The organism is Streptomyces sp. NPDC001904 (assembly GCF_040297005.1).
Classification (GTDB): Bacteria; Actinomycetota; Actinomycetes; order Streptomycetales; family Streptomycetaceae; genus Streptomyces.
In genome coordinates, this window is record NZ_JBEOYI010000007.1 from 15,344 (window position 1) to 37,922 (window position 22,579).

General features: G+C 72.0%; 20 protein-coding genes. 9 read left to right on the forward strand and 11 right to left on the reverse strand.

The window, feature by feature from the left end:
* Positions 1–92: 92 nt before the first annotated feature.
* The gene (locus tag ABT127_RS13355; protein ID WP_351448270.1) at positions 93–1,640 is read left to right on the forward strand and encodes an alpha/beta hydrolase; all 1,548 of its coding nucleotides are present in this window, start codon (positions 93–95) and stop codon (positions 1,638–1,640) included.
* A 120-nt stretch (positions 1,641–1,760) separates the two neighbouring features.
* On the forward strand, positions 1,761–3,398 hold the full coding sequence (locus tag ABT127_RS13360) for an alpha/beta hydrolase (protein ID WP_502971695.1): 1,638 nt from the start codon (positions 1,761–1,763) through the stop codon (positions 3,396–3,398).
* A gap of 100 nt (positions 3,399–3,498) precedes the next feature.
* Here ABT127_RS13360 and moeZ read toward each other — a convergent pair whose 3' ends face one another.
* The 7 genes from moeZ to ABT127_RS13395 all read right to left on the reverse strand — a co-directional run bounded on the left by moeZ (position 3,499) and on the right by ABT127_RS13395 (position 12,798).
* Positions 3,499–4,677 carry an adenylyltransferase/sulfurtransferase MoeZ gene (gene moeZ / locus ABT127_RS13365; RefSeq protein WP_351448275.1) on the reverse strand — a complete coding sequence of 393 codons (1,179 nt, stop codon included), beginning with the start codon at positions 4,675–4,677 and terminating at the stop codon, positions 3,499–3,501.
* Between the two features lie 72 nt (positions 4,678–4,749).
* Complete coding sequence (locus tag ABT127_RS13370; RefSeq protein ID WP_351448277.1) at positions 4,750–5,499, reverse strand: spherulation-specific family 4 protein; 750 nt, start codon at positions 5,497–5,499, stop codon at positions 4,750–4,752.
* Positions 5,487–6,455 (reverse strand): NAD-dependent epimerase/dehydratase family protein, encoded by a 969-nt coding sequence (locus tag ABT127_RS13375; protein WP_351448280.1) that lies wholly within the window; start codon positions 6,453–6,455, stop codon positions 5,487–5,489. The genes ABT127_RS13370 and ABT127_RS13375 overlap by 13 nt, the downstream gene beginning before the upstream one ends.
* Before the next feature lie 298 nt (positions 6,456–6,753).
* Positions 6,754–8,202, reverse strand: a complete 1,449-nt coding sequence (locus tag ABT127_RS13380; protein ID WP_351448283.1) for a hypothetical protein — start codon at positions 8,200–8,202, stop codon at positions 6,754–6,756.
* Complete coding sequence (locus ABT127_RS13385) at positions 8,199–10,094, reverse strand: DUF3492 domain-containing protein (RefSeq protein ID WP_351448285.1); 1,896 nt, start codon at positions 10,092–10,094, stop codon at positions 8,199–8,201. Before ABT127_RS13385 ends, ABT127_RS13380 begins: the two co-directional genes overlap by 4 nt.
* A 200-nt stretch (positions 10,095–10,294) precedes the next feature.
* Positions 10,295–11,713 (reverse strand): DUF3152 domain-containing protein, encoded by a 1,419-nt coding sequence (locus ABT127_RS13390; RefSeq protein ID WP_351448288.1) that lies wholly within the window; start codon positions 11,711–11,713, stop codon positions 10,295–10,297.
* Positions 11,714–11,721: 8 nt separating this feature from the next.
* Positions 11,722–12,798, reverse strand: a complete 1,077-nt coding sequence (locus ABT127_RS13395; RefSeq protein ID WP_351448291.1) for an alpha/beta fold hydrolase — start codon at positions 12,796–12,798, stop codon at positions 11,722–11,724.
* Positions 12,799–13,018: 220 nt separating this feature from the next.
* Between ABT127_RS13395 and ABT127_RS13400 the strand changes: the two genes are divergently transcribed.
* The 4 genes from ABT127_RS13400 to ABT127_RS13415 all read left to right on the forward strand — a co-directional run bounded on the left by ABT127_RS13400 (position 13,019) and on the right by ABT127_RS13415 (position 14,940).
* The gene (locus tag ABT127_RS13400) at positions 13,019–13,237 is read left to right on the forward strand and encodes an Rv3202a family protein (RefSeq protein WP_351448293.1); all 219 of its coding nucleotides are present in this window, start codon (positions 13,019–13,021) and stop codon (positions 13,235–13,237) included.
* A gap of 226 nt (positions 13,238–13,463) precedes the next feature.
* On the forward strand, positions 13,464–14,105 hold the full coding sequence (locus ABT127_RS13405; protein ID WP_351448295.1) for a TetR/AcrR family transcriptional regulator: 642 nt from the start codon (positions 13,464–13,466) through the stop codon (positions 14,103–14,105).
* Between the two features lie 155 nt (positions 14,106–14,260).
* Positions 14,261–14,488, forward strand: a complete 228-nt coding sequence (locus ABT127_RS13410) for a DUF3107 domain-containing protein (RefSeq protein ID WP_181512665.1) — start codon at positions 14,261–14,263, stop codon at positions 14,486–14,488.
* A 179-nt stretch (positions 14,489–14,667) separates the two neighbouring features.
* Entirely contained in the window at positions 14,668–14,940 is a 273-nt protein-coding gene (locus tag ABT127_RS13415; RefSeq protein ID WP_351448298.1) for a hypothetical protein, read from the forward strand.
* A gap of 108 nt (positions 14,941–15,048) precedes the next feature.
* Here the strand turns inward: ABT127_RS13415 and ABT127_RS13420 are convergent, their stop codons facing one another.
* The gene (locus ABT127_RS13420; RefSeq protein ID WP_351448301.1) at positions 15,049–15,816 is read right to left on the reverse strand and encodes a ferritin-like fold-containing protein; all 768 of its coding nucleotides are present in this window, start codon (positions 15,814–15,816) and stop codon (positions 15,049–15,051) included.
* 528 nt (positions 15,817–16,344) lie between these two features.
* On the opposite strand from ABT127_RS13420, the gene ABT127_RS13425 reads away from it, so the two are divergent.
* The 3 genes from ABT127_RS13425 (at position 16,345) to ABT127_RS13435 (ending at position 20,015) form a co-directional block, all read left to right on the forward strand.
* Positions 16,345–18,660 (forward strand): DEAD/DEAH box helicase, encoded by a 2,316-nt coding sequence (locus ABT127_RS13425; RefSeq protein WP_351448303.1) that lies wholly within the window; start codon positions 16,345–16,347, stop codon positions 18,658–18,660.
* A gap of 95 nt (positions 18,661–18,755) precedes the next feature.
* The gene (locus tag ABT127_RS13430) at positions 18,756–19,625 is read left to right on the forward strand and encodes an alpha/beta fold hydrolase (RefSeq protein ID WP_351448305.1); all 870 of its coding nucleotides are present in this window, start codon (positions 18,756–18,758) and stop codon (positions 19,623–19,625) included.
* Positions 19,626–19,862: 237 nt separating this feature from the next.
* Positions 19,863–20,015, forward strand: coding sequence for a DUF8834 family protein (locus tag ABT127_RS13435; RefSeq protein ID WP_351448308.1), 153 nt, complete (start codon positions 19,863–19,865; stop codon positions 20,013–20,015).
* Between the two features lie 86 nt (positions 20,016–20,101).
* Here the strand turns inward: ABT127_RS13435 and ABT127_RS13440 are convergent, their stop codons facing one another.
* The 3 genes from ABT127_RS13440 to ABT127_RS13450 all read right to left on the reverse strand — a co-directional run bounded on the left by ABT127_RS13440 (position 20,102) and on the right by ABT127_RS13450 (position 22,492).
* Entirely contained in the window at positions 20,102–20,707 is a 606-nt protein-coding gene (locus tag ABT127_RS13440) for a MarC family protein (protein ID WP_351448310.1), read from the reverse strand.
* Between the two features lie 119 nt (positions 20,708–20,826).
* Entirely contained in the window at positions 20,827–21,699 is an 873-nt protein-coding gene (locus ABT127_RS13445; protein WP_351448313.1) for a PHP domain-containing protein, read from the reverse strand.
* 154 nt (positions 21,700–21,853) lie between these two features.
* A complete protein-coding gene (locus ABT127_RS13450; protein ID WP_351448315.1) occupies positions 21,854–22,492 on the reverse strand; it encodes a DUF6758 family protein in 639 nt (212 codons plus the stop codon).
* Positions 22,493–22,579 lie beyond the last annotated feature (87 nt).

Below are 22,579 nucleotides of genomic sequence, written 5' to 3' on the forward strand. Positions count from 1 at the left end.
CGGGCTCCGGCGACGGCGGTCAGGGGCCGGAAACCTCACCCGCACAGCCCGCTGCAAGAGCGCCCCGCACCGGTCCGCCGCAGGATGGACGCATGCCCATCCCGTCCCGGCCCCGCGCCGCAGCCCTGGCCGTCACCGCCGCACTGCTCTCCGCCTCACTGGCCGCGTGCAGCAGCGACTCGCAGGACGACGCGGACCTGCCGTCCCAGAAGCTGAACTGGAAGGACTGTCCGGCCCCGTCGGAGTCCGAGGGCGGCGGCGCCTCCCCCTCCCCGCTGCCCGGCGGCACGGACTGGCAGTGCGCCACCATGAAGGCGCCGCTCGACTGGAACGACCCCAAGGGCGACACCATCGGCCTCGCGCTGATCCGCGCCAGGTCCAGCGGCAGTGACGAGCGGCGCATCGGCTCGCTGATCTTCAACTTCGGCGGCCCCGGCGGCTCGGGCGTCACCACCCTTCCCGCGTTCGGCTCCGACTACGAGAAGCTGCGCAAGCGCTACGACCTGGTCAGTTTCGACCCGCGCGGAGTGGGCCGCAGCGCGGGCGTCACCTGCGAGAGCGACGACCAGCTCGACACCTACTTCGAGCAGGACTCGACGCCCGACGACACCGAGGAGCAGCAGAAGCTCGTCGACAACGTCAAGAAGTTCAACGGCGCCTGCGACAAGAACTCCGGGAAGGTCCTCCCCCACGTCCGCACCACCGACGCGGCCCGCGACATGGACCTGATGCGCCAGGTGCTCGGCGACGACAAGCTGCACTACTTCGGCATCTCCTACGGCACCGAACTCGGCGGCGTGTACGCCCATCTGTTCCCCAAGAACGTGGGCCGCGCCGTGTTCGACGGCGTCGTCGATCCGACCCAGGACCCCGAGCAGAGCTCCCTCGGGCAGGCCGAGGGCTTCCAGTTGGCGCTGGACAACTACGCGAAGGACTGCACCTCCAAGACCGAGGACTGCCCGGTCGGCGACACCCCGCAGGACGTCAAGGACAAGATCGCCAAGCTGCTCGACGAACTCGACGAGAAGCCGATCCCGGGGATCTTCCCCCGCGAGCTGACACAGACCGCGGCGACCAACGGGATCGCCCAGTCCCTGTACTCGAAGGATTTCTGGGAGTACCTCACCGAGGGCCTGCAACAGGCGTACGACGGCGACGGCAAGATCCTGATGTCACTGTCCGACTCGATGAACGGACGCAACGAGGACGGCAAGTACAGCAACATGCAGGCCGCCAACGTGGCCATCAACTGCGGCGACTACAAGCCCCGTTACACCACGAAGGACGTCGAGGCGAAGCTGCCCGAGTTCCGCAAGGCCTCTCCCCTGTTCGGCGACTACCTGGCCTGGGGCATGCTCAGCTGCACCGACTGGGCCGTCGACGGCGCCGCCAACCATCCCGACGTGAGCGCGTCCGGATCCGCACCGATCCTCGTCGTGGGCAACACCGGCGACCCGGCCACCCCGTACGAGGGCGCGAAGAAGATGGTCGACGCGCTGGGGGGCGACGTGGGTGTCGAGCTGACGTACAAGGGCCAGGGCCACGGAGCGTACGACAGCGGCAACTCCTGTGTGCACAGCGCGGTCGACGGCTATCTCCTCGACGGGAAGGTCCCGGACGAGGGAACGGTCTGTTCGTGATCGCCGAGTTGTCCACAGGGTGAAACGGGCGTTGTCCACAGGCCCGAGCGGCCGTCGGCATGGCCTCCTACGATGGCCTGACTGCTTCTCGAACGGGGGCAGTCGACGGGGGAGGTGCCCATGGCGCCAGAGGATTCGCTTGCGCGCGCACGTACACATACGGGCGCAGGCGCAGGGACAACGGTCCGCGCACTCGGTCTGATCACGGCCGCCGTGCTGACGGTCGGCCTGATCACCGCCTGCAGCGGCCCGGGAGAAGACGGCGACAGCGCGCCCGAGCCGGTGTCGTCGTCACCACGGGCCGACGCCTCGCGATCCGCCGACCCCCCACCCCGCGCCGGGGCATCACCCGCGCTGCCCGCCGCGCTCACCGGCCAGCACCTGCGCTGGGGCCGCTGCCGGGGGACGGCGAGCACACCCGCCCCCGGGCCCGACTGGCAGTGCACGACACTCAAGGTCCCGCTCGACTACGCCCGGCCGACGGGCCGGACGATCTCTCTCGCCCTCATCCGGGCCGGATCCAGCGGGGCAGGCAAGGAGCGCATCGGCTCCCTGCTGTTCAACTTCGGCGGTCCGGGCGGCTCCGGCGTCGACCTGCTGCCGGCCCTCGCTCCCCAGTACACAAAGCTGCGGGCGCGCTACGACCTGGTGAGCTTCGACCCGCGCGGTGTCGGGGCGAGCCGCGGGGTGCGCTGTAGAAGCGACCGGCAGGTGCGGGCCGCCGAGTCCATCGACGCCACCCCGGACACCTCCGCGGAGGAGTCGGCGTACTTCAAGGACGCCGCCGACTTCGGCAAGGGCTGCGCACGGCAGGCCGGAGACCTGCTCAGCCATGTGTCGACCACCGAGGCGGCCCGCGACATGGACCTGATGCGCCAGGTCCTCGGCGACGACACGCTGCACTACATGGGCGTCTCGTACGGCACCGAACTCGGCGGTGTGTACGCCCATCTGTTCCCCGGCAAGGTCGGCCGGCTCGCTCTGGACGCGGTCGTCGACCCCACGGTGGGCACGGTGGGCCACTCCGAGAACCAGGCCCGCGGGTTCCAGCGCGCGCTGGACGACTACTTCACCTCCCGTGGCATCGACCCGAAAGCGGGCTCGCGCAAGATCGCGGCACTCCTCGAACAGCTCGACGCCGAACCGCTGCCCACCGCGAGCGGCCGCGAGCTGAACGAGTCGCTGGCCACCACCGGCATCCTCGTCACCCTGTACAGCAGGACGAGTTGGCCCGCGCTCACCCGGGGCCTGCGGGCGGCCGACCGGGGTGACGGCACGACGCTGCTCGCGCTGGCCGACTCCTACAACGACCGCGACACCAAGGGGCATTACGGCACGACGACCCACGCCCAGCGCGCGATCTCGTGCCGGGACGACAGGGAGCGGCCGACGGCGGCGCGGGCCAAGGCCCTGATGGCGAAGTTCCGCGCCATCTCGCCGGTCTTCGGGAAGGCCATGGCCTGGGACACCGCGGGATGGTGCCACGACTGGCCGGTGCCCGGCCTGTGGGACGACCCCGATGTGAGCGCGCCGGGCGCCGCGCCGGTGCTCGTCGTCGGCAACACGGGCGACCCGGCCACGCCCTACGAGGGGGCCCGCCGGATGGCGGACGAACTGGGCGAGGGAGTCGGTGTGGAGCTGACGTGGAAGGGCGAGGGGCACGGCGCGTACGGCTCGGGCAGCGCCTGCGTCGACACGACGATGAACGCGTATCTGCTGGAGGGACGAATACCGCGCGACGGCAAGGTGTGCTCCTGACGCGTGGCGTGCACGGCCCGGACATGGCGGACGGGCCCCGCGCAGGGTGCGCGAGGCCCGTCCGGGACAGTCGGGTCCGAGCCGTGGCCCGGAGATCCGGCTAGTAGACCGGCTTGTCCGGCTCGATCTGGTTGACCCAGCCGATGACGCCGCCGCCGACGTGCACGGCGTCGGAGAAGCCCGCGGACTTCAGGACGGCGAGGACTTCCGCACTGCGGACACCCGTCTTGCAGTGCAGGACGATCTTCTTGTCCTGCGGCAGGCCTTCGAGAGCGGTCCCCATGAGGAACTCGTTCTTCGGGATCAGCTTGGCGCCGGGGATGGAGACGATCTCGTACTCGTTCGGCTCACGGACGTCGATGATCTCGATGTTCTCGTCGTCGTCGATCCACTCCTTGAGCTGCTTGGGAGTGATCGTCGAGCCGGCCGCCGCCTCCTGGGCCTCCTCGGACACGACGCCACAGAAGGCCTCGTAGTCGATGAGCTCGGTGACGGTCGGGTTCTCGCCGCAGACCGCGCAGTTGGGGTCCTTGCGGACCTTCACCTGGCGGTACTGCATCTCCAGGGCGTCATAGATCATCAGGCGGCCGACGAGCGGGTCGCCGACACCGGCCAGGACCTTGATCGCCTCGGTGACCTGGATGGAGCCGATGGACGCGCACAGCACGCCCAGGACGCCGCCCTCGGCGCAGGAGGGGACCATGCCGGGCGGCGGGGGCTCCGGGTACAGGCAGCGGTAGCACGGCCCGTGCTCGGACCAGAAGACCGAGGCCTGGCCGTCGAAGCGGTAGATGGAACCCCACACGTAGGGCTTGTTGAGCAGCACGCAGGCGTCGTTGACGAGGTAGCGCGTCGCGAAGTTGTCCGTGCCGTCGACGATCAGGTCGTACTGGCTGAAGATGTCCATCACGTTCTCGGCCTCGAGCCGCTCTTCGTGGAGGATCACGTTCACGTACGGGTTGATGCCGAGGACGGAGTCCTTCGCGGACTCGGCCTTCGAGCGGCCGATGTCGGCCTGGCTGTGGATGATCTGGCGCTGCAGGTTCGACTCGTCGACCTCGTCGAACTCCACGATGCCGAGCGTGCCGACGCCCGCCGCGGCGAGGTACATCAGCGCCGGCGATCCGAGGCCGCCGGCGCCCACACAGAGCACCTTCGCGTTCTTCAGCCGCTTCTGCCCGTCCATCCCGACGTCGGGGATGATCAGGTGGCGGGAGTACCGGCGGACCTCGTCGACGGTGAGCTCAGCAGCTGGCTCGACCAGGGGTGGCAGCGACACGGAGACCTCATTAATGCAGCTGGTCGGTATCTACGTACGGATGTTCCGTCTGTAACACTGCCACGCCCGACTTCATTCCGAGACACCAGGTCCGATCCGCGAGACGATTTCGTCCCAGTACCCGGGCATCGCCTCCCAGGGGTCGGTGAGCCCTCCGCGGTCCGTCCGGTCGGTGAAGTAGATGGTGCCCGCGCCCTGCCAGCGGGCGATGCGCAGCGCCTCCTCCAGATGCCCGCCCGGCATGCCGTGGACGAAGTGGCAGAACTTCTCGGGCGGGTACTCGGCCGTCCACTCCGCGACCTGCGACCACCGGTAGTCGCTCCAAGGGCCGGTGAAGGTCACCAACTGCTCGGCGGATTCGGCGTATCCGGGATACGGGTGGGTGCCGTGGCCGAGGACGATGTACGCGTCGTCGACGAGGGCGCGCAGGGTCGTGACCGTGCGCCGGATCTCGGGCAGGGCGACCCGCTCGGTGGGGCACCGGTCGAGCAGGAACCCGTCGACCCGGTACCAGTCGAGGAAGCGGTGGGCGTCGGAGACGATCTCGCCGAAGGAGCGGGCGCCGTAGGTGGCGTCCACGTGACCAAGGACACGCACACCGGCGTTGCGGAGCCGGCTCACCGCCGCCAGGCAGTGCGGGTCGGGGCGGGCCCCGGGGCCGCGTGCGACGTTCAGGACGACCCAGTGCAAAGGGGTCTCCGGGCGGGTGAGTTCGGCCCATTCGGCCGGAGCGACGAGAGGGTGGGCGAAGCCCGGGATCCCGAAGCCAAGGCGTACGTCGGTGCTCGACTGGCCGGTCGCGGTGGGGGTCAGATACGGCATGCCGCCTCCATCCAGATGTCGGCGAGGGACTCTTCGAGGTTGATGCGGGGACGCCAGCCGAGCCGGTCGCGAGCCGTGCGGACGTCGGCCTGCTGCCAGCTTCCGCAGCCGTCCGGGTACGGGTACGCGGCCGGCGGACTGTGCATCCCGTGGTCGGATTCGGTGCGCGGGTGGCCGACGGATGTGCGGACTCCCAGCGGAGGCGCGTCCAGTTCGTGGAGGGCGCCGCCGAAGCCGGCGACCCGGGCGAGCACGGCGGCGGCGTCCCGCAGCCGGACGGCACGGCCCGAGCCGATGTTGATGACGCCCTGCGCGGCGGAGAGGGAGGCGGCGTGGACGGCGCGTGCCACGTCGCGCACGTCGATGAAGTCACGCTGCGCGCCGAGACCGCCGAGCTTCAACTCGCCGTCGCCAGCCTGCATGGCGCGGCGCATCGCCTCGGCGAGCCGGCCGAGCGGGGAGCCCGCCGGGGTGCCCGGTCCCGCGGGCGAGAACACGCGCAGGACCACGGCGTCGAGGCCGGAGCCGAGGACGAGCTCGGTCGCGGCGAGCTTGCTGACGCCGTACGGGCCGCCGGGCCGGGGCACCGAGTCCTCCGCGGTGGACGAACCGGGCTGCGAGGGTCCGTACTCGGCACCGCAGCCGATCTGCACCAGGCGGGCGCCGCAGCCGCTGCGGCGCAGGGCCTCGCAGACGGTGGCGACGGCGACGGTGTTGTGCCGGGTGAGTTCGCGGGCACCGCCGCGGGTGGCGCCCGCGCAGTTGATGACCACTCCGGGGTGCACGGCGTCCAGGAAGCGGGTGAGCGCTCCCGGGCTGCCGGTGGCGAGGTCGAAGCGGACGTCGGCGTCGTCGCCCCGGCCGAGGGCCGTGAGCTGGACGGCGGGGTCGGCGAGCAGCCGGTCGGCGACGAAGCGGCCGATGTACCCGTTGGCTCCGATCAGCAGGACCCTCATCGGACGCCTCCCGCAGTGCGCGCCGAGAGCGCCGGGTGCACCGGGTGCGGGGCGCGTCCGACGCGCGACGCGCGCTGCCCGTCAATTCCGCGCTGCCCATGAGGTCCGGAGTATCCGGCGTATCCGGTGCCTCCGGGAGGAGGGGTGGTCATCTGGCGTTCTCCTTACGGATGTTGCTGAGAGTCGACGAAAGGGCCCGCGGTGTCGGCCCCGCGGGAGAAGGGGGGTTCCTACGCCGCGTGCGGTGCGCGCGGGAGCAGGGCGCGTCCGGCTGCGGCACGGGTGGTGCCTGTGGGGGTCATGGGGCGCTCGCCCGGCTGTCGGTGCTCGCGTGGGCGGAGGCGCGGGTGAGGGTCCTCGTGGCATGGACCAGCAGCGCGAGGGCGGCGACGGCACAGACCGTGCCGGGCACCACGCTCGCGCCGACCGCGTCGACGGCGCTCTCCACGGGGGTGCCGAGGAGGGCGCAGCCGGGCAGTCGCGCGGCGAAGACGGTGGCGACGGCGACGACTTCGGCGCCGGCCGCCACGCCCAGCACCACGGTCGGCGCGTGGGTGCGGCCGTGCGCGGAGAGCAGTCGGGCGAGCAGCAGCAGGATGCCCAAGGCTCCTGTACCGGCGTAGTCCACGCCCGCACCGCCTTGGTCGATCAGGGCACCGGCCGCGCCGAGCAGCACCGAGAGGGCGACGACGAAGAGCAGCACGCAGCCGAGCAGCAGAGGCCTGACGGAGGAGGTGAATTCGGCGAGGCCCCTGCTGGCGGCGAGGCGTCGGCGGGCCCCGGTGGCGAAGAACCCGGCGCACCAGGTGGCGGGTGCCACGGCGAAAGCGAGCGCGAGGAGCGGCGCGGTGGCGGGGGCCCATGCCCCGTCGGGCCCTCCGGCCAACGCGGCGTTCAGGAGTCCGTCGCCGAAGACCGCGTAGAGGAGGAGCGCCCAGACCCACAGCCGGGTCGCGGGTGCGGACGGGCGGACGCCGGTGCGCAGGGGACCGTGGCGCAGGGTCGTGCGCAGGGCGGCGGCGACGGCCAGGGCGCCGGTGAGCGCGACGGCCAGGTGCACGGTGCCCGAGGTGACGTTCAGGGCGACTACGGCGAGGGCGCAGACGGCGCCCGGCAGCAGGGCGAGCCCGGCCCACGCACCGCGTACGCCGGTGATGGGGTCGGGGGTGACCGCGGCCGGTGCGCCCGACTCCCCGTCCCTCGGCATGCGCGCGTACATCTCCTCGGCGAGGGAGAACACGTCCTTGTGCCGGTAGCGGGCGGCCGTCCGGTCGGTCAGGCCGTGCGCCTCCAGGCCGGCCGCGATCTCCAGCGGGTCGACGGCGCGCTCGCACAGGTCGCGATGGCGATGCATCAGGACCTTGACGGGGTCGACTCCGGACCGGCGCTTCGCCGTGCGGGAGTCGGCCGTCCGGGACGCGGTCCCGGCGGCCTTTTCGGAATGCGCGGGTCCGGGTCCGTCGTCGGTCCGGCCGGGCCGTGCGGTGCGGGCCGGTCGGGCCTGCTCGGCGTCGGCCGTCTTCCGCCAGGCCCCGGACTCGTGCAGCAGGTCCGCGCCGAGGGCGTCCAGCGGATCGAGGGCGTCGGCGACGGCCTCGGGTCCGGCCGGCTCGGTGACGGTCAGGGTCAGCGCCTCTTCCGAGCTGGTCCCCCAGGCCCCGGCGCCCACCGGCACCCGCGGCACATCCGCGCCGACCCCGCTGCCGCCGCCGCGGCCGCCCCGGCTCTCCTCGTGGCTCTCGCTCACGCGTCTCCCTCCCCGCCGCCTCGGGTCACTCCGGCCAGTTCCTCGCGCCCGCCGCCGCTGTCACCGGGAGCGGACGCCCAGCTCGGCGCGCCCGCGCCGGAGGAGCGGCCGGCGAGCCATGCGCCGCCGATGCCGCCGGCGGCCGGCGCCGTCCATCTCCCCGGCACATGGGCCTCGGGCGGGTGGGCGAACGGCCGGGGTTCACCGGCGTCGTCCACGGCCTCCCGGCGCACCGGGCAGTGCGAGACGATCTCCAGGTAAATGCCGCGAAATGCCGTGACGTTCTGCTCGACGGTGAAGAGTTCGAGGGCTCGCGCCCGGGCGGCCGCGCCGAGTCGCTCGCGGCGGTCGGAGTCGTGCAGCAGGGCCACGCAGGCCTCCGCGAGGGCCCGGGGGTTGCGCGGCGGCACCACCAGTCCGGTGCCGCCGATCACCTCGACGACGGCACCCACATCGGTCGACACCGTCGCGCGCCCGCAGAACATGGCCTCGACCAGGCTGATCGGGAAGCCTTCGACGACGCTGGAGAGGACGACGACGCTGCCGGAGCCGTAGACCTCGGCGAGGCCGGGCGCCTCCGGGGCGCCGAGTTCTTCGAAGGAGACCGGGTTCTCCCCCATGGCGTGCAGGCCCGTCGCCTCGTCGGGGAAGAGCTGTGCGGCCAGGGCCTTGCAGTGTCCGAGATACGCCTCGGCCTCCCGGCCCTCGCAGGAACCGGGGCCCGATCCGGAGCCCGAGCCGGCCGGCATCGCCCCCACGATGCGCAGGCGCGCCCTCGGCTCCTCCTTGCGGACCTCGGCGAAGGCGTGGAGCAGGGAGATGAGGTCCTTGGACGGATCGATCCGTCCGACCCAGACCAGGGTGTCCGGCTCCCCAGGCTCCTCGCGCTCGCCGACCTCGGCGAAGCGGGACGCCTCCATGCCGGGGTGGACGGTGCGGAGTTTGGCGCGGTCGGCGCCGCACCGTTCCTGCCAGCGCCTGGCGTGGGCGTTGCCGGGGGTGATGACGGCGGCCTGCCGGTAGACCTCGGCGGCGAGCCGGCCGTGGAAGGCGGCGAGGAGCGCCCGCACCGGCGCGCTCAACTCGGCGTCGCCCGCCGCGATGTAGCGGGCCCGCAACTGCACTCCGTACTCGGTGACGAGCAGCGGCACGCCGTGGAAGCGCTTGGCGAGCAGTCCGGGCAGGGCCGCTGCCCCGCCCGAGGTGGCGTGGCAGAGGTCGACGGCACCGAGCCCACCGCCACCGGACCCGCCGGACGCGTCGTCGTACCAGTCCAGGGAGAGCGGACGCAGCGCGGACTCGACCTCACCCGCGAAGGCCAGCAGGTCGGGCACCCGGGCTCCGCGGGCGGCGCGCCGGGCGCCCGGCGCGCGGCAGGCGCGCTCCAGGATGCGCACGGCGGTCTCGGAGCGCAGCGCGGATCCCAGTCCGCCCTCGTCCCTGGCCAGTTCGGCCAGCCCGTAGAGCGCCTTGGCGAAACGGTCCGCCTCACCGGGCGCGCCACCCGCTCCGACGCCGAGACCCGCACCGGAGCCGACCATGGACGCGGCCCCGGTCCCGTTACCGGTTCCGTCCCCCGGCGCGCACACCACGGCCTCGGCCAGCTCCGCGTACAGCGCGGCGAACCGGCGCCGGGCGCGCCGCCCGAGTGCGCCGCCGCACGCCCCGTCGTCGCCCGTCCCCGTCCGCGCCGTCCACAGCGGTGCGGTCCGCACCAGGCCGACGTGCGGGGGCAGTTCGAGCCAGCCCGCGTCCTCCTGCTCCTGGCTGCGGCTGAGCGCGTAGATGTCGAACTCGTGCTGCTCGAGCCCGCGCACGAGCCGGTCGCACCAGAGTCTGGCCTCACCGCTCACATACGGATAGCCACCCTCTGTCAGCAGTCCGATACGCACGAGTACACCCCCGATCTCCCGTATGGGGAGCCGCCGTTGGGTCGGCGGCTCGCAGCGGGACGAACGTATGCGGACATGCCGGTGGCGCGATGGACGGTTGTCCATCGCGCCACCAAAAGGGGTGAACGGGCGTAACTTTCGCGTGCGCGTGACGTTCTGTCGCGCTAAGAGATCATCCGGCTACAGAACGCTACGAAGCGTCAAGCGTTGGGGTAGGCCCAGGGGTTGGGCTTGCAGGTGATCCCGTCGAAGGTCAGGAACTTGGTCTGCTGCTGCATCACGGGCGCCAGCGCGCCGTCCTGCGAGCAGGTGACGTGGTTGTAGCCGAGCCGGTGTCCGACCTCGTGGTTGATGAGCATCTGCCGGTAGGGGTGGATGGCACTGCCGTGGAGCACGTGGTCGTACGTCTTCGAGCCCTGCGCCCACCGATAGGCGTTGATCATCACGCGTTCGGTGGCGGCCGAGTCGCACGACACGTTGTCCTCGGTGGTGTCGAGTCCCGACTTCGCACACCAGTCCGCGGTGGTCCCGGGGCTGGCCAGCGTGATCACGAAGTCCGGCTTGCCGGAGGAGATCCGCTCGAAGGTACGGGCGTTGTCGTGCGCCCAGCTCCGCTTGTCGTTCAGGGTCTTCTGCACGGCCTTCGCGAACAGCGCGCCGTCGAGTCCGAGCCCCTTCTCCACGTCGACGCGGTAGCGGAACTTCTGCCCGCGGCCCGGCGCCTTGTCGAACCCGCCGACCGCGGCGAACTCGCCCGATGCCTTCAGGTCCGCCTTGAGCGGGAACTTCTTCGCCATTTCCTGGTCGTACGTCGCCGGGGCGGCCTGCGCGGTCCTCGACGGCGTGGCCCGGTCGTCCGAGCGGGACGCCGAGTCGTCGTGGACGCGCGCGCCGTCCGCCGACTTCGCGGAGACGCCGCCGGACGATCCGCCGTGCCCGTCGGCCACCTGGCCCGCGACGACGACCGCGAGCACGGTGGTGACGGCCGCGGCCGCGATACCGGCGAAGGTGAGCCCCTTGCCGCGCTTCTCGCGCCCGCCGTCCGACTCCAGCCGCTCGGGGTCCTCCCCACCGACGCCCGCACCCGACGCGTCCGCCTCGGGAAAATCGCCGGAGTCGGAGCCGAAGCCGGATTCAGTGCCGGATTCGGAGCCGGAGCCGGAGTAGGCGCCGGCGCCCCGGTCGGCGTCGGAGTCGGAGTCGTACCGACCGCGCCGCGTGGGCGCATCCACCGCGCCCGCCTCGTCCGTCACTTCCCTTGCGCCCGCCGGATCGAATGCGTCGAACGCGTCGACGTACTCCTGGCGCGGCCGTCCCGATCGCGGATGCGGCACGCTCGGCGTACCGGACGCCGGCGTGGCCGCGGCCCGCGGCTGCGTCCGGGGCCCGCCCCAGCCGCCGCCCGATTCCCGCTGCTCGGGGTGGCCGCCGCGCACGGACGGGCCGCCCGGACGCGCGGGGCTGCGGGGAGCGGTCTGAGCGGCACCCTCCGGTGCGGCGCTCCTGCGTCGGCGCCCGGAGCCCGGGCCCTCCTGCGGCGGGTCCCGCAACTCGGGTGGTACTGGTATGTCGGCGGTGTCGCCGTTGTCTGCCGGCCCTCGGCGGCTGTGCCGTCCCACTCGCCGCCTCAGCTCCCCAACTTCGATCGGTGCGTCGTACTCGTACGGTCCGGCGCGTCGTGCGCCTCGCGTGCCTCGTCCGGCACGGACCCGCTCTGCTCCCCCGCCCCGCGCGTCCCCTTGAACGCCTCGGCGTCCGCGAGGAGTTCCCGGAACGCCGTCGCGACGGTGTCCGGATACTCCATCATCGCGACGTGCCCGGCGTCGGGGAGCGTGAGGAGGCGCGACTCCCGGAAGGTACGCGCCGCGCGCGCCGCCATCCGGTACGAGACGAGCTGGTCCCGTCCACCGTAGACGAGCAGTGTCGGCGCCAGCACACGGGCCGCCTGTCGCCACAGACCGTGCTGGCCGCCGAGCGTGTAGGCGTTGACGATCCCGCGCGCGGAGCGGGCCATCGCGTCCCAGAAGTACGGGAGTTCCAGGCGCCGTTCCATCTCCTCGACGGCGGCCCGGAAGCCCTCCGGGGACACCCGGTTCGGGTCCCCGTAGCAGAGGGCCGTGACGCCGCTCACGCGCTGCTCGGCCGTCCACTCCTTGGTGAGACGGGTGAAGAGCGCGGCGACTCCCGGCACGGCGAGCAGTCCGGTCGGCAGGGCGGTGCGCTGGACGCGGATCTCCGGCAGCGCGGGCGACACCAGCGTCAGTGTGCGGACGAGATCGGGGCGCACGGCGGCGACCCGGGTGGCGACGGCGCCGCCCAGCGAGTTCCCGAAGAGGTGCACGGGGCCGCGCCGCTCGGTGTCGAGATAGCGGATGACCGCGCGCGCGTGGCCGGTCACCGAGTAGTTGCCGTCGTCCGGTGGCGGCGAGTCGCCGAAGCCGGGCAGATCGACGGCCTCACCGTCGACGATGTCCTCGAGGTGCGGCATCAGTGCCGACCAGTTCTGCGAGGAACCGCCGAGACCGTGGACGTAGAGCGCGGGCGGCAGCCCTTCCCGCGTCCCCGGCCGTGACCGGACCGTCAGCGTCAGCCCCGGAAGACCGACCGAGCGCAGTCTCTCCCCCTCCGCGACCTGAACGACACCCGGCTTGGGCGCCACGGCGGCGACGGCGGGAGGCACACGCGGCGAATCGGTCGAAGGCATGCGGCATATGTTACGAGGTGATCACACTGAGGATCGTGTGTTCGCCGTCACAGATCTCGCACAGCTCTCCCCAAAGCCTTTCCGTCTCCGCCGGGAAATCCGGGCCCGCGCGGGGGAAGAAGTAGAGGGCGGGAGATCGCATAGCGCCCCGATCGGGTGTCTCCTACGCTCGATACAGGGCACCCGCCCACGCACGGACCAGTGAGGAAGGGAGCCATCGATGACGGTCGACCCGAGCGATCCCGCGACGTTCACGGACAACCGCCCCACGGAGATCGGCGTGGAGGAGCCGGAGGCGGACGCCGCCGAGCAGTCAACCGAGCTGACCCCTCAGCAGGACGACATGCCGGGCGATTCGGCCGACCCGGACAGCGCCGACGAGGCGGACCGGGCGGAGCAGGCGAGGGTGGTCGCACTCGACGAGGACGACTATCGGTGACGCCACCGGCACCGATGGTGCCGATCACGCGCTCGCGCCGTCCCCCCGCATCTGCCGCCCCACCCATCGGTATGCGCCACTTTGCGCCCACAGGCCCGCGACGAGCGGCTTTCACAGACGTCCGGTCCGTGAAATTCTGCGCTCGCACCGCGCACATCCTGGTTACCCAAAAGTACGATGACGGCGCGGCGCACATCGCAGCACACGGACGATATTGGGAGGCGGCGTGACAGCCATCGAGCAGACTGAGGCAGCGCGCCCCAAGGGCACACGCCTGCCGCGCCGTGCCCGACGCAATCAACTTCTCGGCGCGGCACAGGAAGTGTTCGTCGCGCAGGGGTACCACGCGGCCGCGATGGACGACATCGCCGAACGCGCCGGCGTCAGCAAGCCGGTCCTCTACCAGCACTTCCCGGGCAAGCTGGAGCTCTACCTCGCCCTGCTCGACCAGCACTGCGAGTCCCTGCTCCAGTCCGTGCGCACGGCGCTCGCGTCGACGTCGGACAACAAGCAGCGCGTGCAGGCGACCATGGACGCGTATTTCGCGTACGTCCAGGACGACGGCGGCGCGTTCCGCCTCGTCTTCGAGTCGGACCTGACGAACGAGCCGGCGGTGCGTGAGCGCGTCGACCGGGTCAGCCTCCAGTGCGCCGAGGCGATCTCGGACGTCATCGCCGAGGACACCGGGCTGTCCAAGGACGAGTCGATGCTGCTCGCCGTCGGGCTCGGCGGCGTCTCGCAGGTCGTCGCCCGCTACTGGCTGTCCAGCGAGAGCCCGGTGCCGCGCGACAAGGCGGTGCAGCTGCTCAGCTCGCTGGCCTGGCGCGGTATCGCGGGGTTCCCGCTGCACGGCGCGGAGCACTCCTGAGCCGACAGGTAGCCCGTCGTCCTGTTTTGTTCCCGGTGGGCTGTTCGCTCTTGGCGTGCAGCCGGGACGCCGGGTGCGTGGGCCGGGCGGGCTAATCTGTGCTGCGTACGGCGCGGTAGACCGCGCGCATCACGGATCGTCGGAGGGACAAGGCCGTGGAGGTCAAGATCGGCGTGCTGCACACGCCCCGCGAGATCGTTCTGGAGAGCGGCCAGTCCGCCGAGGAGGTCGAGGGCGCGGTGTCCGCGGCGCTGTCCGGCAAGGCGCAGCTGCTTTCCCTGACGGACGAGAAGGGCCGCAAGGTCCTGGTCCCGGCCGACCGCCTCGCCTATGTGGAGCTGGGCGAGCCCGCAGTGCGGAAGGTGGGCTTCGGCCCTCTGTAGAGCAGGAACGAACGGCGGAGGGGCCCGACAGCAGGACGCTGTCGGGCCCCTCCGGCGTTCCCGGGCGCGCACAGCGCGAGCACAGCCGAGCCACACGAGGAGGGTTGCATTCCGGGTCCCAGGGGTAGACCGGCTAGGACCGATTTGCACCTACTGGCCGCGCGGGAGGGACCCTCACCATGCTTCTCGAAGCCCTTGGATCCGCACTGCTCGGTCTGGCCCTCGCCTGGGCCGCGAGCAGCCGTCTGCCGCACCGTCTGCCGTCGCGCAGGCTGGTGCTGGCGACCGGGATCGTCGGCGCCCTGTTCGGGGCGTTCGTCACGCACACGTCGCTGGGGTCCGGCCACGAGCTGGCCACGCTCAGCGGCTCCGTCGTGATGGCAGTGGCCCTGCTGTCGCTGCTGCTGCGCCCCACCCGAAGCAGAGGGCACCAGCTCACGACGTCCGCGTGAGCGCGGGCCGACCGCTCGGCCCGTCACGCGAGAAGAACTGCTGGACGGCGTGACCCGCCCGACGACCGGGCCGGTCACGCCGCCGGAACTCCTGGGCGACGAGAGCCGTTACGCGGCGAGTCCGAGGGCCGCCATCCGCTTGGTGTGGGCCTCGGTGATCCGCGAGAACATCCGGCCGACCTCGGCCAGGTCGAAGCCGTCGGCGACGCCCCCGACCAGCATGGTCGACAGGGCGTCGCGGTCGGCGACCACCCGCTGGGACTGCGACAGGGCCTCGCCCATGAGCCGGCGTGCCCACAGCGCGAGCCGGCCGCCGACGCGCGGCTCGGCCTCGATGGCGGCCCGCACCTTCTCGACGGCGAACGACGCGTGCCCGGTGTCGTCGAGGACGGCGAGCACCAGCTCACGGGTGTCCGAGTCGAGCCGGGCCGCGACCTCCCGGTAGAAGTCGGAGGCGATCGAGTCACCCACGTACGCCTTGACCAGGCCCTCCAGCCAGTCCGACGGGGCGGTCTGCTTGTGGAAGCCGTCGAGGGCGCCGACGAACGGGTCCATGGCGGCGGTCGGCTCGGCGCCGACCGCGGCGAGCCGGTCGCGCAACTGCTCGAAGTGGTGGAACTCGGCGGAGGCCATCTTCGCGAGTTCCGCCTTGTCGGCCAGCGTCGGCGCCAGCTTGGCGTCCTCGGCCAGCCGCTCGAAGGCCGCCAGCTCGCCGTACGCCAGCGCGCCGAGCAGGTCGACGACGGCGGCGCGATAGTTCTCGTCCGCGGACGCGGTGGCCCAGTCCTGGGCCGCGATCCCGGTCGGAGCGTCGGTCACTGCGTCGGTCGCTTCAGTGGCGGGCGTGGCGTTGTCAGGCGTCTCCATGAAGCGCACAATAGCCCGCTCACCGTCGCGGGTAAGTCCCTGGTCAAAGAGTGTGACGACGGCTACGTGACCAAATCGGCCATCGCACATGCGCGTTTCCGGGGTATGGTGGTAAAGAGCCCGCCGAGTGCAAGCCGCTTTGCCCCCACATCGCAATGGCGCTTGCACGCACATCCGACGGGCCGCACGAATGAGGATGCCCGGTCGGTGGCCCGATCGGCTCCGACCCGACAGCCCTCCGGGTCGTACGTCACGAGACGTACGGATCGAGGAGGGACCCTCAGCGGCACGAGCGCTCGAGCGTCGGCAGTGGTCCCGCGCCACCCGGCCCCACCGCAGCAGCGGATCAGGGACCGGCGTACCAAAGGCACGGCACTGGCACGGTCAAGACCCCCGCGTTCGCCTCGCACCGCACCTCACAGAAGAGGCAACACCCTGACTACGCAGACTTCGACATTCCGTCAGCTCGGCATTCTCCCCGAGACGGCAGAGGCCCTTGAGGCAGTCGGCATCATCAATCCCTTTCCCATCCAGGAGATGACCCTCCCCGTCGCCCTCTCCGGCACGGACGTCATCGGCCAGGCCAAGACCGGCACGGGCAAGACCCTCGGTTTCGGTCTGCCGCTCCTGGAGCGCGTCACCGTCCCCGCGGACGTCGAGGCCGGCCGGGCCACGCCCGAGCAGCTCACCGACACCCCGCAGGCCCTCGTCGTCGTCCCGACGCGCGAGCTGTGCCAGCAGGTGACCAATGACCTCCTCACCGCCGGCAAGGTGCGCAATGTCCGCGTCCTCGCCATATATGGCGGTCGCGCCTACGAGCCTCAGGTCGAGGCCCTCAAGAAGGGCGTCGACGTGATCGTCGGCACCCCGGGCCGGCTGCTCGACCTCGCCGGTCAGAAGAAGCTGAACCTGTCGCACGTGAAGGCGCTCGTCCTCGACGAGGCCGACGAGATGCTCGACCTGGGCTTCCTGCCCGACGTCGAGAAGATCATCAACATGCTGCCGGCGAAGCGTCAGACGATGCTGTTCTCGGCGACCATGCCGGGCGCCGTCATCGGCCTGGCCCGCCGCTACATGTCGCAGCCGACGCACATCCGCGCCACGTCGCCGGACGACGAGGGCGCGACCGTGCGGAACATCGCGCAGCACGTGTACCGCGCGCACAACATGGACAAGCCCGAGATGGTCGCGCGCATCCTCCAGGCCGACGGGCGCGGGCTCGCGATGATCTTCTGCCGTACGAAGCGCACGGCCGCCGACATCGCCGACCAGCTCAAGCAGCGCGGCTTCGCCTCCGGCGCGGTCCACGGCGACCTGGGCCAGGGCGCCCGCGAGCAGGCGCTGCGCGCGTTCCGCAACGGCAAGGTGGACGTGCTGGTCTGCACCGACGTCGCCGCCCGCGGCATCGACGTCGAGGGCGTCACGCACGTCATCAACTACCAGTCGCCCGAGGACGAGAAGACGTACCTCCACCGCATCGGCCGCACCGGCCGCGCGGGCAAGAAGGGCATCGCGATCACGCTGGTGGACTGGGACGACATCCCGCGCTGGCAGCTGATCAACAAGGCCCTCGACCTGACCTTCAACGACCCGGTCGAGACGTACTCCTCCTCCCCGCACCTGTACGAGGAGCTGAGCATCCCGGCCGGCACCAAGGGTGTGCTGCCGCGTTCGGAGCGCACGCGCGCCGGGCTCGACGCCGAGGAGATCGAGGACCTGGGCGAGACCGGTGGCCGTGGCGCTTCGCCGCGCGGTGGCCGGGGCGGCCGTCCGTCGCAGGACCGCGACCGGGACCGTCAGCGCGACCGCAACGACCGCGACCAGGACCAGGAGCGCGAGCGTTCCGCCCGTACTCCGCGCCGTCGCCGTCGCACCCGCAACGGCGAGCCGGTCTCCGCGCAGACCACGGCGGCGCCCGTCAGTCCGGTCGCCGAGGACTCCTCCGCGCCGGCCGAGCCGCGCACGCCGCGCCGTCGCCGCCGCACGCGCAGCGGTCCCGCCGCTGCCGTCGCCCCGGCCGCTCCGGCCGCCGCCGAGGCCGTCGTCGAGACGGCCGAGGCGGTCGTGGAGGCCGTCGCCCCGGTGATCGAGGCCGAGGTGCCCGCCAAGCCGCGTCGCCGTACGCGCAAGAAGGCGGAAGCCGCTGTCGACACGGTGGAGCCGGTGCAGCCGGTCGTGGCCGCCGAGCCCGTCGTGGAGGCCGAGGCGAAGCCCGCTCGTGCCCGTACGCGTACGCGCAAGAAGGCGGAGGCTGTCGTCGACGCGGTGGAGGCCACCGTCGAGACCGCCGAGGTCAAGCCCGCGCGGACCCGCACCCGCAAGAAGGCGGAGCCCGTCGCGGAGACGGTCGAGGCCGCCGAGGCGGTCGCGGAGACCAAGCCGCGTCGCACGCGCAAGAAGGCCGTCGCCGTGGTGGACACGGCGGAGGCCGTGGAGGCCAAGCCGGCCACCCGTACGCGCAAGAAGGCAGCCGCCGCCCCCGTCGAGACGGACGTCGCAACCGAGACCGCCGCGGAGACCAAGCCGCGCCGGACCCGGAAGAAGGCCGTCGCCGCGGTGGACACGGCCGAGGCCGTCGAGGCCAAGCCCGCCACCCGTACGCGCAAGAAGGCAGCCGCCGCCCCCGTCGAGACGGACGTCGCAACCGAGACCGCCGCGGAGACCAAGCCGCGCCGGACCCGGAAGAAGGCCGTCGCCGCCGTGGACACAGCGGAGGCCGTCGAGGCCAAGCCCGCCACCCGTACGCGCAAGAAGGCAGCCGCCGCCCCCGTCGAGACGGACGCCGTCGCGGAGACCAAGCCGCGCCGGACCCGCAAGAAGGCCGTCGCCGCCGTCGAGGCCCCGGAGGCCTGAGCGCATCAACAGCACGAAGGCCCGGGTTCCGCACCATGCGGAACCCGGGCCTTCGTGCTGTCGCCCCGGTGCGGCCCACGACGTAATCTCACGGCATGAGCAGGCCCTCCACCTTCACCCCGCCCTCCGGCACCCGTGCGCACCGACTGGCCACCGCGAGGGGCGAGTTCGCCGCCCTCGTCGGGGAGCCGGAGTCGGGGTCCGTGCGCGGCACCGTGCTGCTCCTTCCCGGGTTCACCGGCAGCAAGGAGGACTTCATCGCCCTGCACGGGCCGCTCGGCGCGGCCGGCTACCGCACGGTGGCCGTCGACGGGCGCGGGCAGTACGAGACGCCAGGCCCGGCGGACGACGAAAGGCCTTACGCGCAGGCCGAGTTGGCCCGGGACGTGCTCGCCCAGGCCGCGGCGCTCGACGTACCGCGGGTGCATCTGCTCGGGCACTCGCTCGGCGGGCTCGTCGCGCGGGCCGCGGTCATCGCGGACCCGGCGCCGTTCGCGTCCCTGACCCTGATGGCGTCGGGCCCGGCCGCCGTCACCGAGCCCCAGCAGCAGCGCGTCAAGCTGCTCCAGGGGGCGCTGGCCACCCTGGACATGGCGCAGGTCTGGGAGGCGATCCAGGCCCTGGACGCCGTCGACGACGTGGCCGACGTGCGCGGCGCCGACGCCCGGGACGATCTGCGGCGGCGCTGGATGCTGAACAGCCCGGCCCAACTCATCGCGACCGGGCACCAGTTGTGCACCGAGCCGGACCGGGTCGCGGAGCTGGCCGCGCTCACGCCCGCGGTGCACGTCCTGTCGGGCGAGCGCGACGACACCTGGCCGGTGCCGCTGCTCGACGACATGGCGCGCCGCCTCGGCGCCGAGCGGTCCGTGATCACCGGGGCGGAGCACTCCCCCAACACCGACCGCCCGCTGGAGACGGCCGCGGCCCTGGCGGCCTTCTGGGACCGGCACCCCGCAGCGTGACGCTGTGTGCTCGCACCACTCCCCTACTGGCTAGTAATTAGTTTCTCGAAAAATTTCTTTAGCGTAGGGAATGTTTGCAGGGGGCAACCCGTTGTACCCATATAGAACGCGGGGCGCTCTAGTCACGCAATCCACTCTTAACGGGCAGGCAACCGCCTGGCCGTACGGCAGGACGAGACTGATGTCCTGCACCAGCAGTTCTCCTTCAGGAGGATGACCAGACGAAGGGAGAAGCCCTTGCGCTTCGAAATCATGCGACTCGACGACGTCGACGGCACCGCCGTGGACACCACCGTCGTGGACGCCGCCTCCGTCAACCGGATCGTTCAGCAGGCGGCGGCCATCGGCCAGCGCCTCTACATCCGCCCGGCCGAGACGTCCGCCTCGTAACAGCGCGGCGACTCACACACTTCGAAGCCCCCGTACGCACGGTGCGTACGGGGGCTTCGCGCGTTCGCGGGGGCGGGGGCGGGCGGTCAGCCGGCCCGGATCACCTGCGTGACACCGTTGATGATCTGCTGCACGGCGATCGCGGAGAGCATCATGCCCGCGAGCCGGGTCACCAGGACCACGCCGCCGTCCTTGATGACGCGGATGATCACCAGCGAGTACCGCATGACCAGCCAGAGCACGACGTGGATGGCGATGATCGCCGTCCAGACGGAGACCTGGGTCGCGAACGAGTCCGCCTTCTGCACGGCGAGGATCACGGAGACGATCGCGCCGGGCCCGGCGAGGAGCGGCATGCCGAGCGGGACGAGGGCGACGTTCACGTCCTTCGTCTGTTTCGGCTCGTCCGTCTTGCCGGTGAGCAGGTCGAGTGCGATCAGCAGCAGGAGCAGACCGCCCGCGATCATCAGGGCGGGCACGGAGACGTGCAGGTAGTCGAGGATCCGCTGCCCCAGGACGCCGAAGACGGCGATCACGCCGAAGGCGACGCAGACGGCCTGGAAGGCCATGCGCTTCTGGACCTTGGCGGGGCGGCCCGCGGTGAGGGCGAGGAAGATCGGAGTGATTCCGGGGGGATCCATAATTACAAAAAGCGTGAGAAAAAGGGATCCGAAGACGGCGGCGTCGAACACAGTGGGGCTTGCCTTGGGGTGCGAGGGACGATCGGGCGTGCGGACGCGCCCGCTCGGATGCGGGCGCGCGAAAAGGTGTGCGATCAGAAGAGGGGACGGGCGGCGGGCGGGCGCACCCGTCAGGCGCGGCCTCCGCCGGCGCCCGGCACCGGGAAGGCGCCGGTGGCCCGACGGGTGATCTCCCCGTAGATCTCCGGATCGGTGGTGTACTCGCCGAGCACACAGGTCTTGCGGCTGCCGTGGTAGTCCGAGGAGCCGGTGGTCAGCAGCCCGAGGTCGGCGGCGAGCGCACGCAGCCGGTCCCGGGTGGCCGGGTCGTGGTCCATGTGATCGACCTCGATGCCGTCGAGCCCGGCCTCGGCCAGCTTCGCGATCGACGTCTCGGGGACCGTGCGGCCGCGCTTGACGGCGGCCGGGTGCGCGAAGACGGTGACCCCGCCGGCGGCCTTGACCAGGCGGATCGCCTCGAAGGGGTCGGTCTCGTGCTTCGGCACGTAGGCGCGGGCGCCGTCGGCCAGCCAGTTCTCGGTGAAGGCGTCGGAGACCGTGTCCACGACGCCGAGGTCGACGAGCGCGGAGGCGATGTGCGGGCGGCCCACCGAGCCGTCCCCGGCGATCCGGGCGACCTGCTCCCAGGTGACGGGGACACCGAGGTCGTTCAGCTTGGCGATCATGCCCTTGGCGCGCGGGACGCGGTCGTCGCGGACCAGCTCGCGCTCGGCGAGCAGCGCGGCGTCCTCGGGGTCGAACAAGTAGGCCAGCATGTGCATGCTCACGCCGTCGAGGCGGCAGGAGAGCTCGGCGCCCGTGACGAGGGTCAGTCCCGTCGACAGCTCGGCGAGCGCGGCGATCGCCTCGGCGTGCCCGCGCGTGGTGTCGTGGTCGGTGAGCGCCACGACGTCCAGGCCCTGCGCCGCGGCGTTGCGCACCAGCTCGGCAGGGGTGTCCGTGCCGTCGGACGCGGTGGAGTGGGTGTGCAGATCGATGCGCACGGCTGCGTACTCCAGGCTCGGACGGACGGAAGGGACCGCTCCAGGATAACGGGGATCGCGCACACTCCCGTCACGCCCGAACCAGGCTGCGACCCCTTACCCGTACACCTCGTACCGGATCACCCGCACCCCGTCACGCGTACCCGCACCCGCATCACTGCAGAACGCGCGGCGACAGCGCCCCGCACGGCAGCAGCTCCACCTCGGCGCCCGCGTCCCGCAGATCGGTCAGGACCAGCTCGTCGTACATCAGCAGCCCGGACGCCGCGGGCCACACGATCGCCCACAGCCACAGGCCGCGCGCCTCGCCCGCGAAGACCGCGCGGTCGTCGGGGCCGCTCTGCACGTGCCACAGGGGGGTGGGCCGCCCGGCGGCGACCACCTTGGCGTGCGGCGGTCCGAGGACGTCCATGTGCGGGCCGGGGTCGGGTCCGTCGATGCCCGCGTAGCGCGCGCCGAGGCCGACGCCCAGCTCCTCGGCGACGAGCACCAGCTCGCCGATGCCGCCGAGCGGCGCGGGTCCCGAGCAGGCGACGGCGGTGGCGCGGCCGCCGTGGCGGTCGTCCCCCGCGTTGGCCACGCCGGTGAACAGCCAGCCGACGGGCAGCGGCCACGGCATCCAGACCGGTACCTGCGCGCGGCGCACCACGACGCTGAGGGCCTCGACGCTGGGCGGGATCACAGGCTGCAGCGGGTGCACGGTGCCGTGCACATCGCACTGCCAGGAGTCGGCAAAGAGTCCGGGAGCCCTGACCCGGCCACCACACTTCGGGCAACTGGGTTCGCCCCTCATACGGCCCACGGTCCTCCCCGTCCCGCGCCGCGTCAAGGACGATCACCCGTCCAGGGCGTGCCGGTCCGGTGCGTCTCACCCGCACAT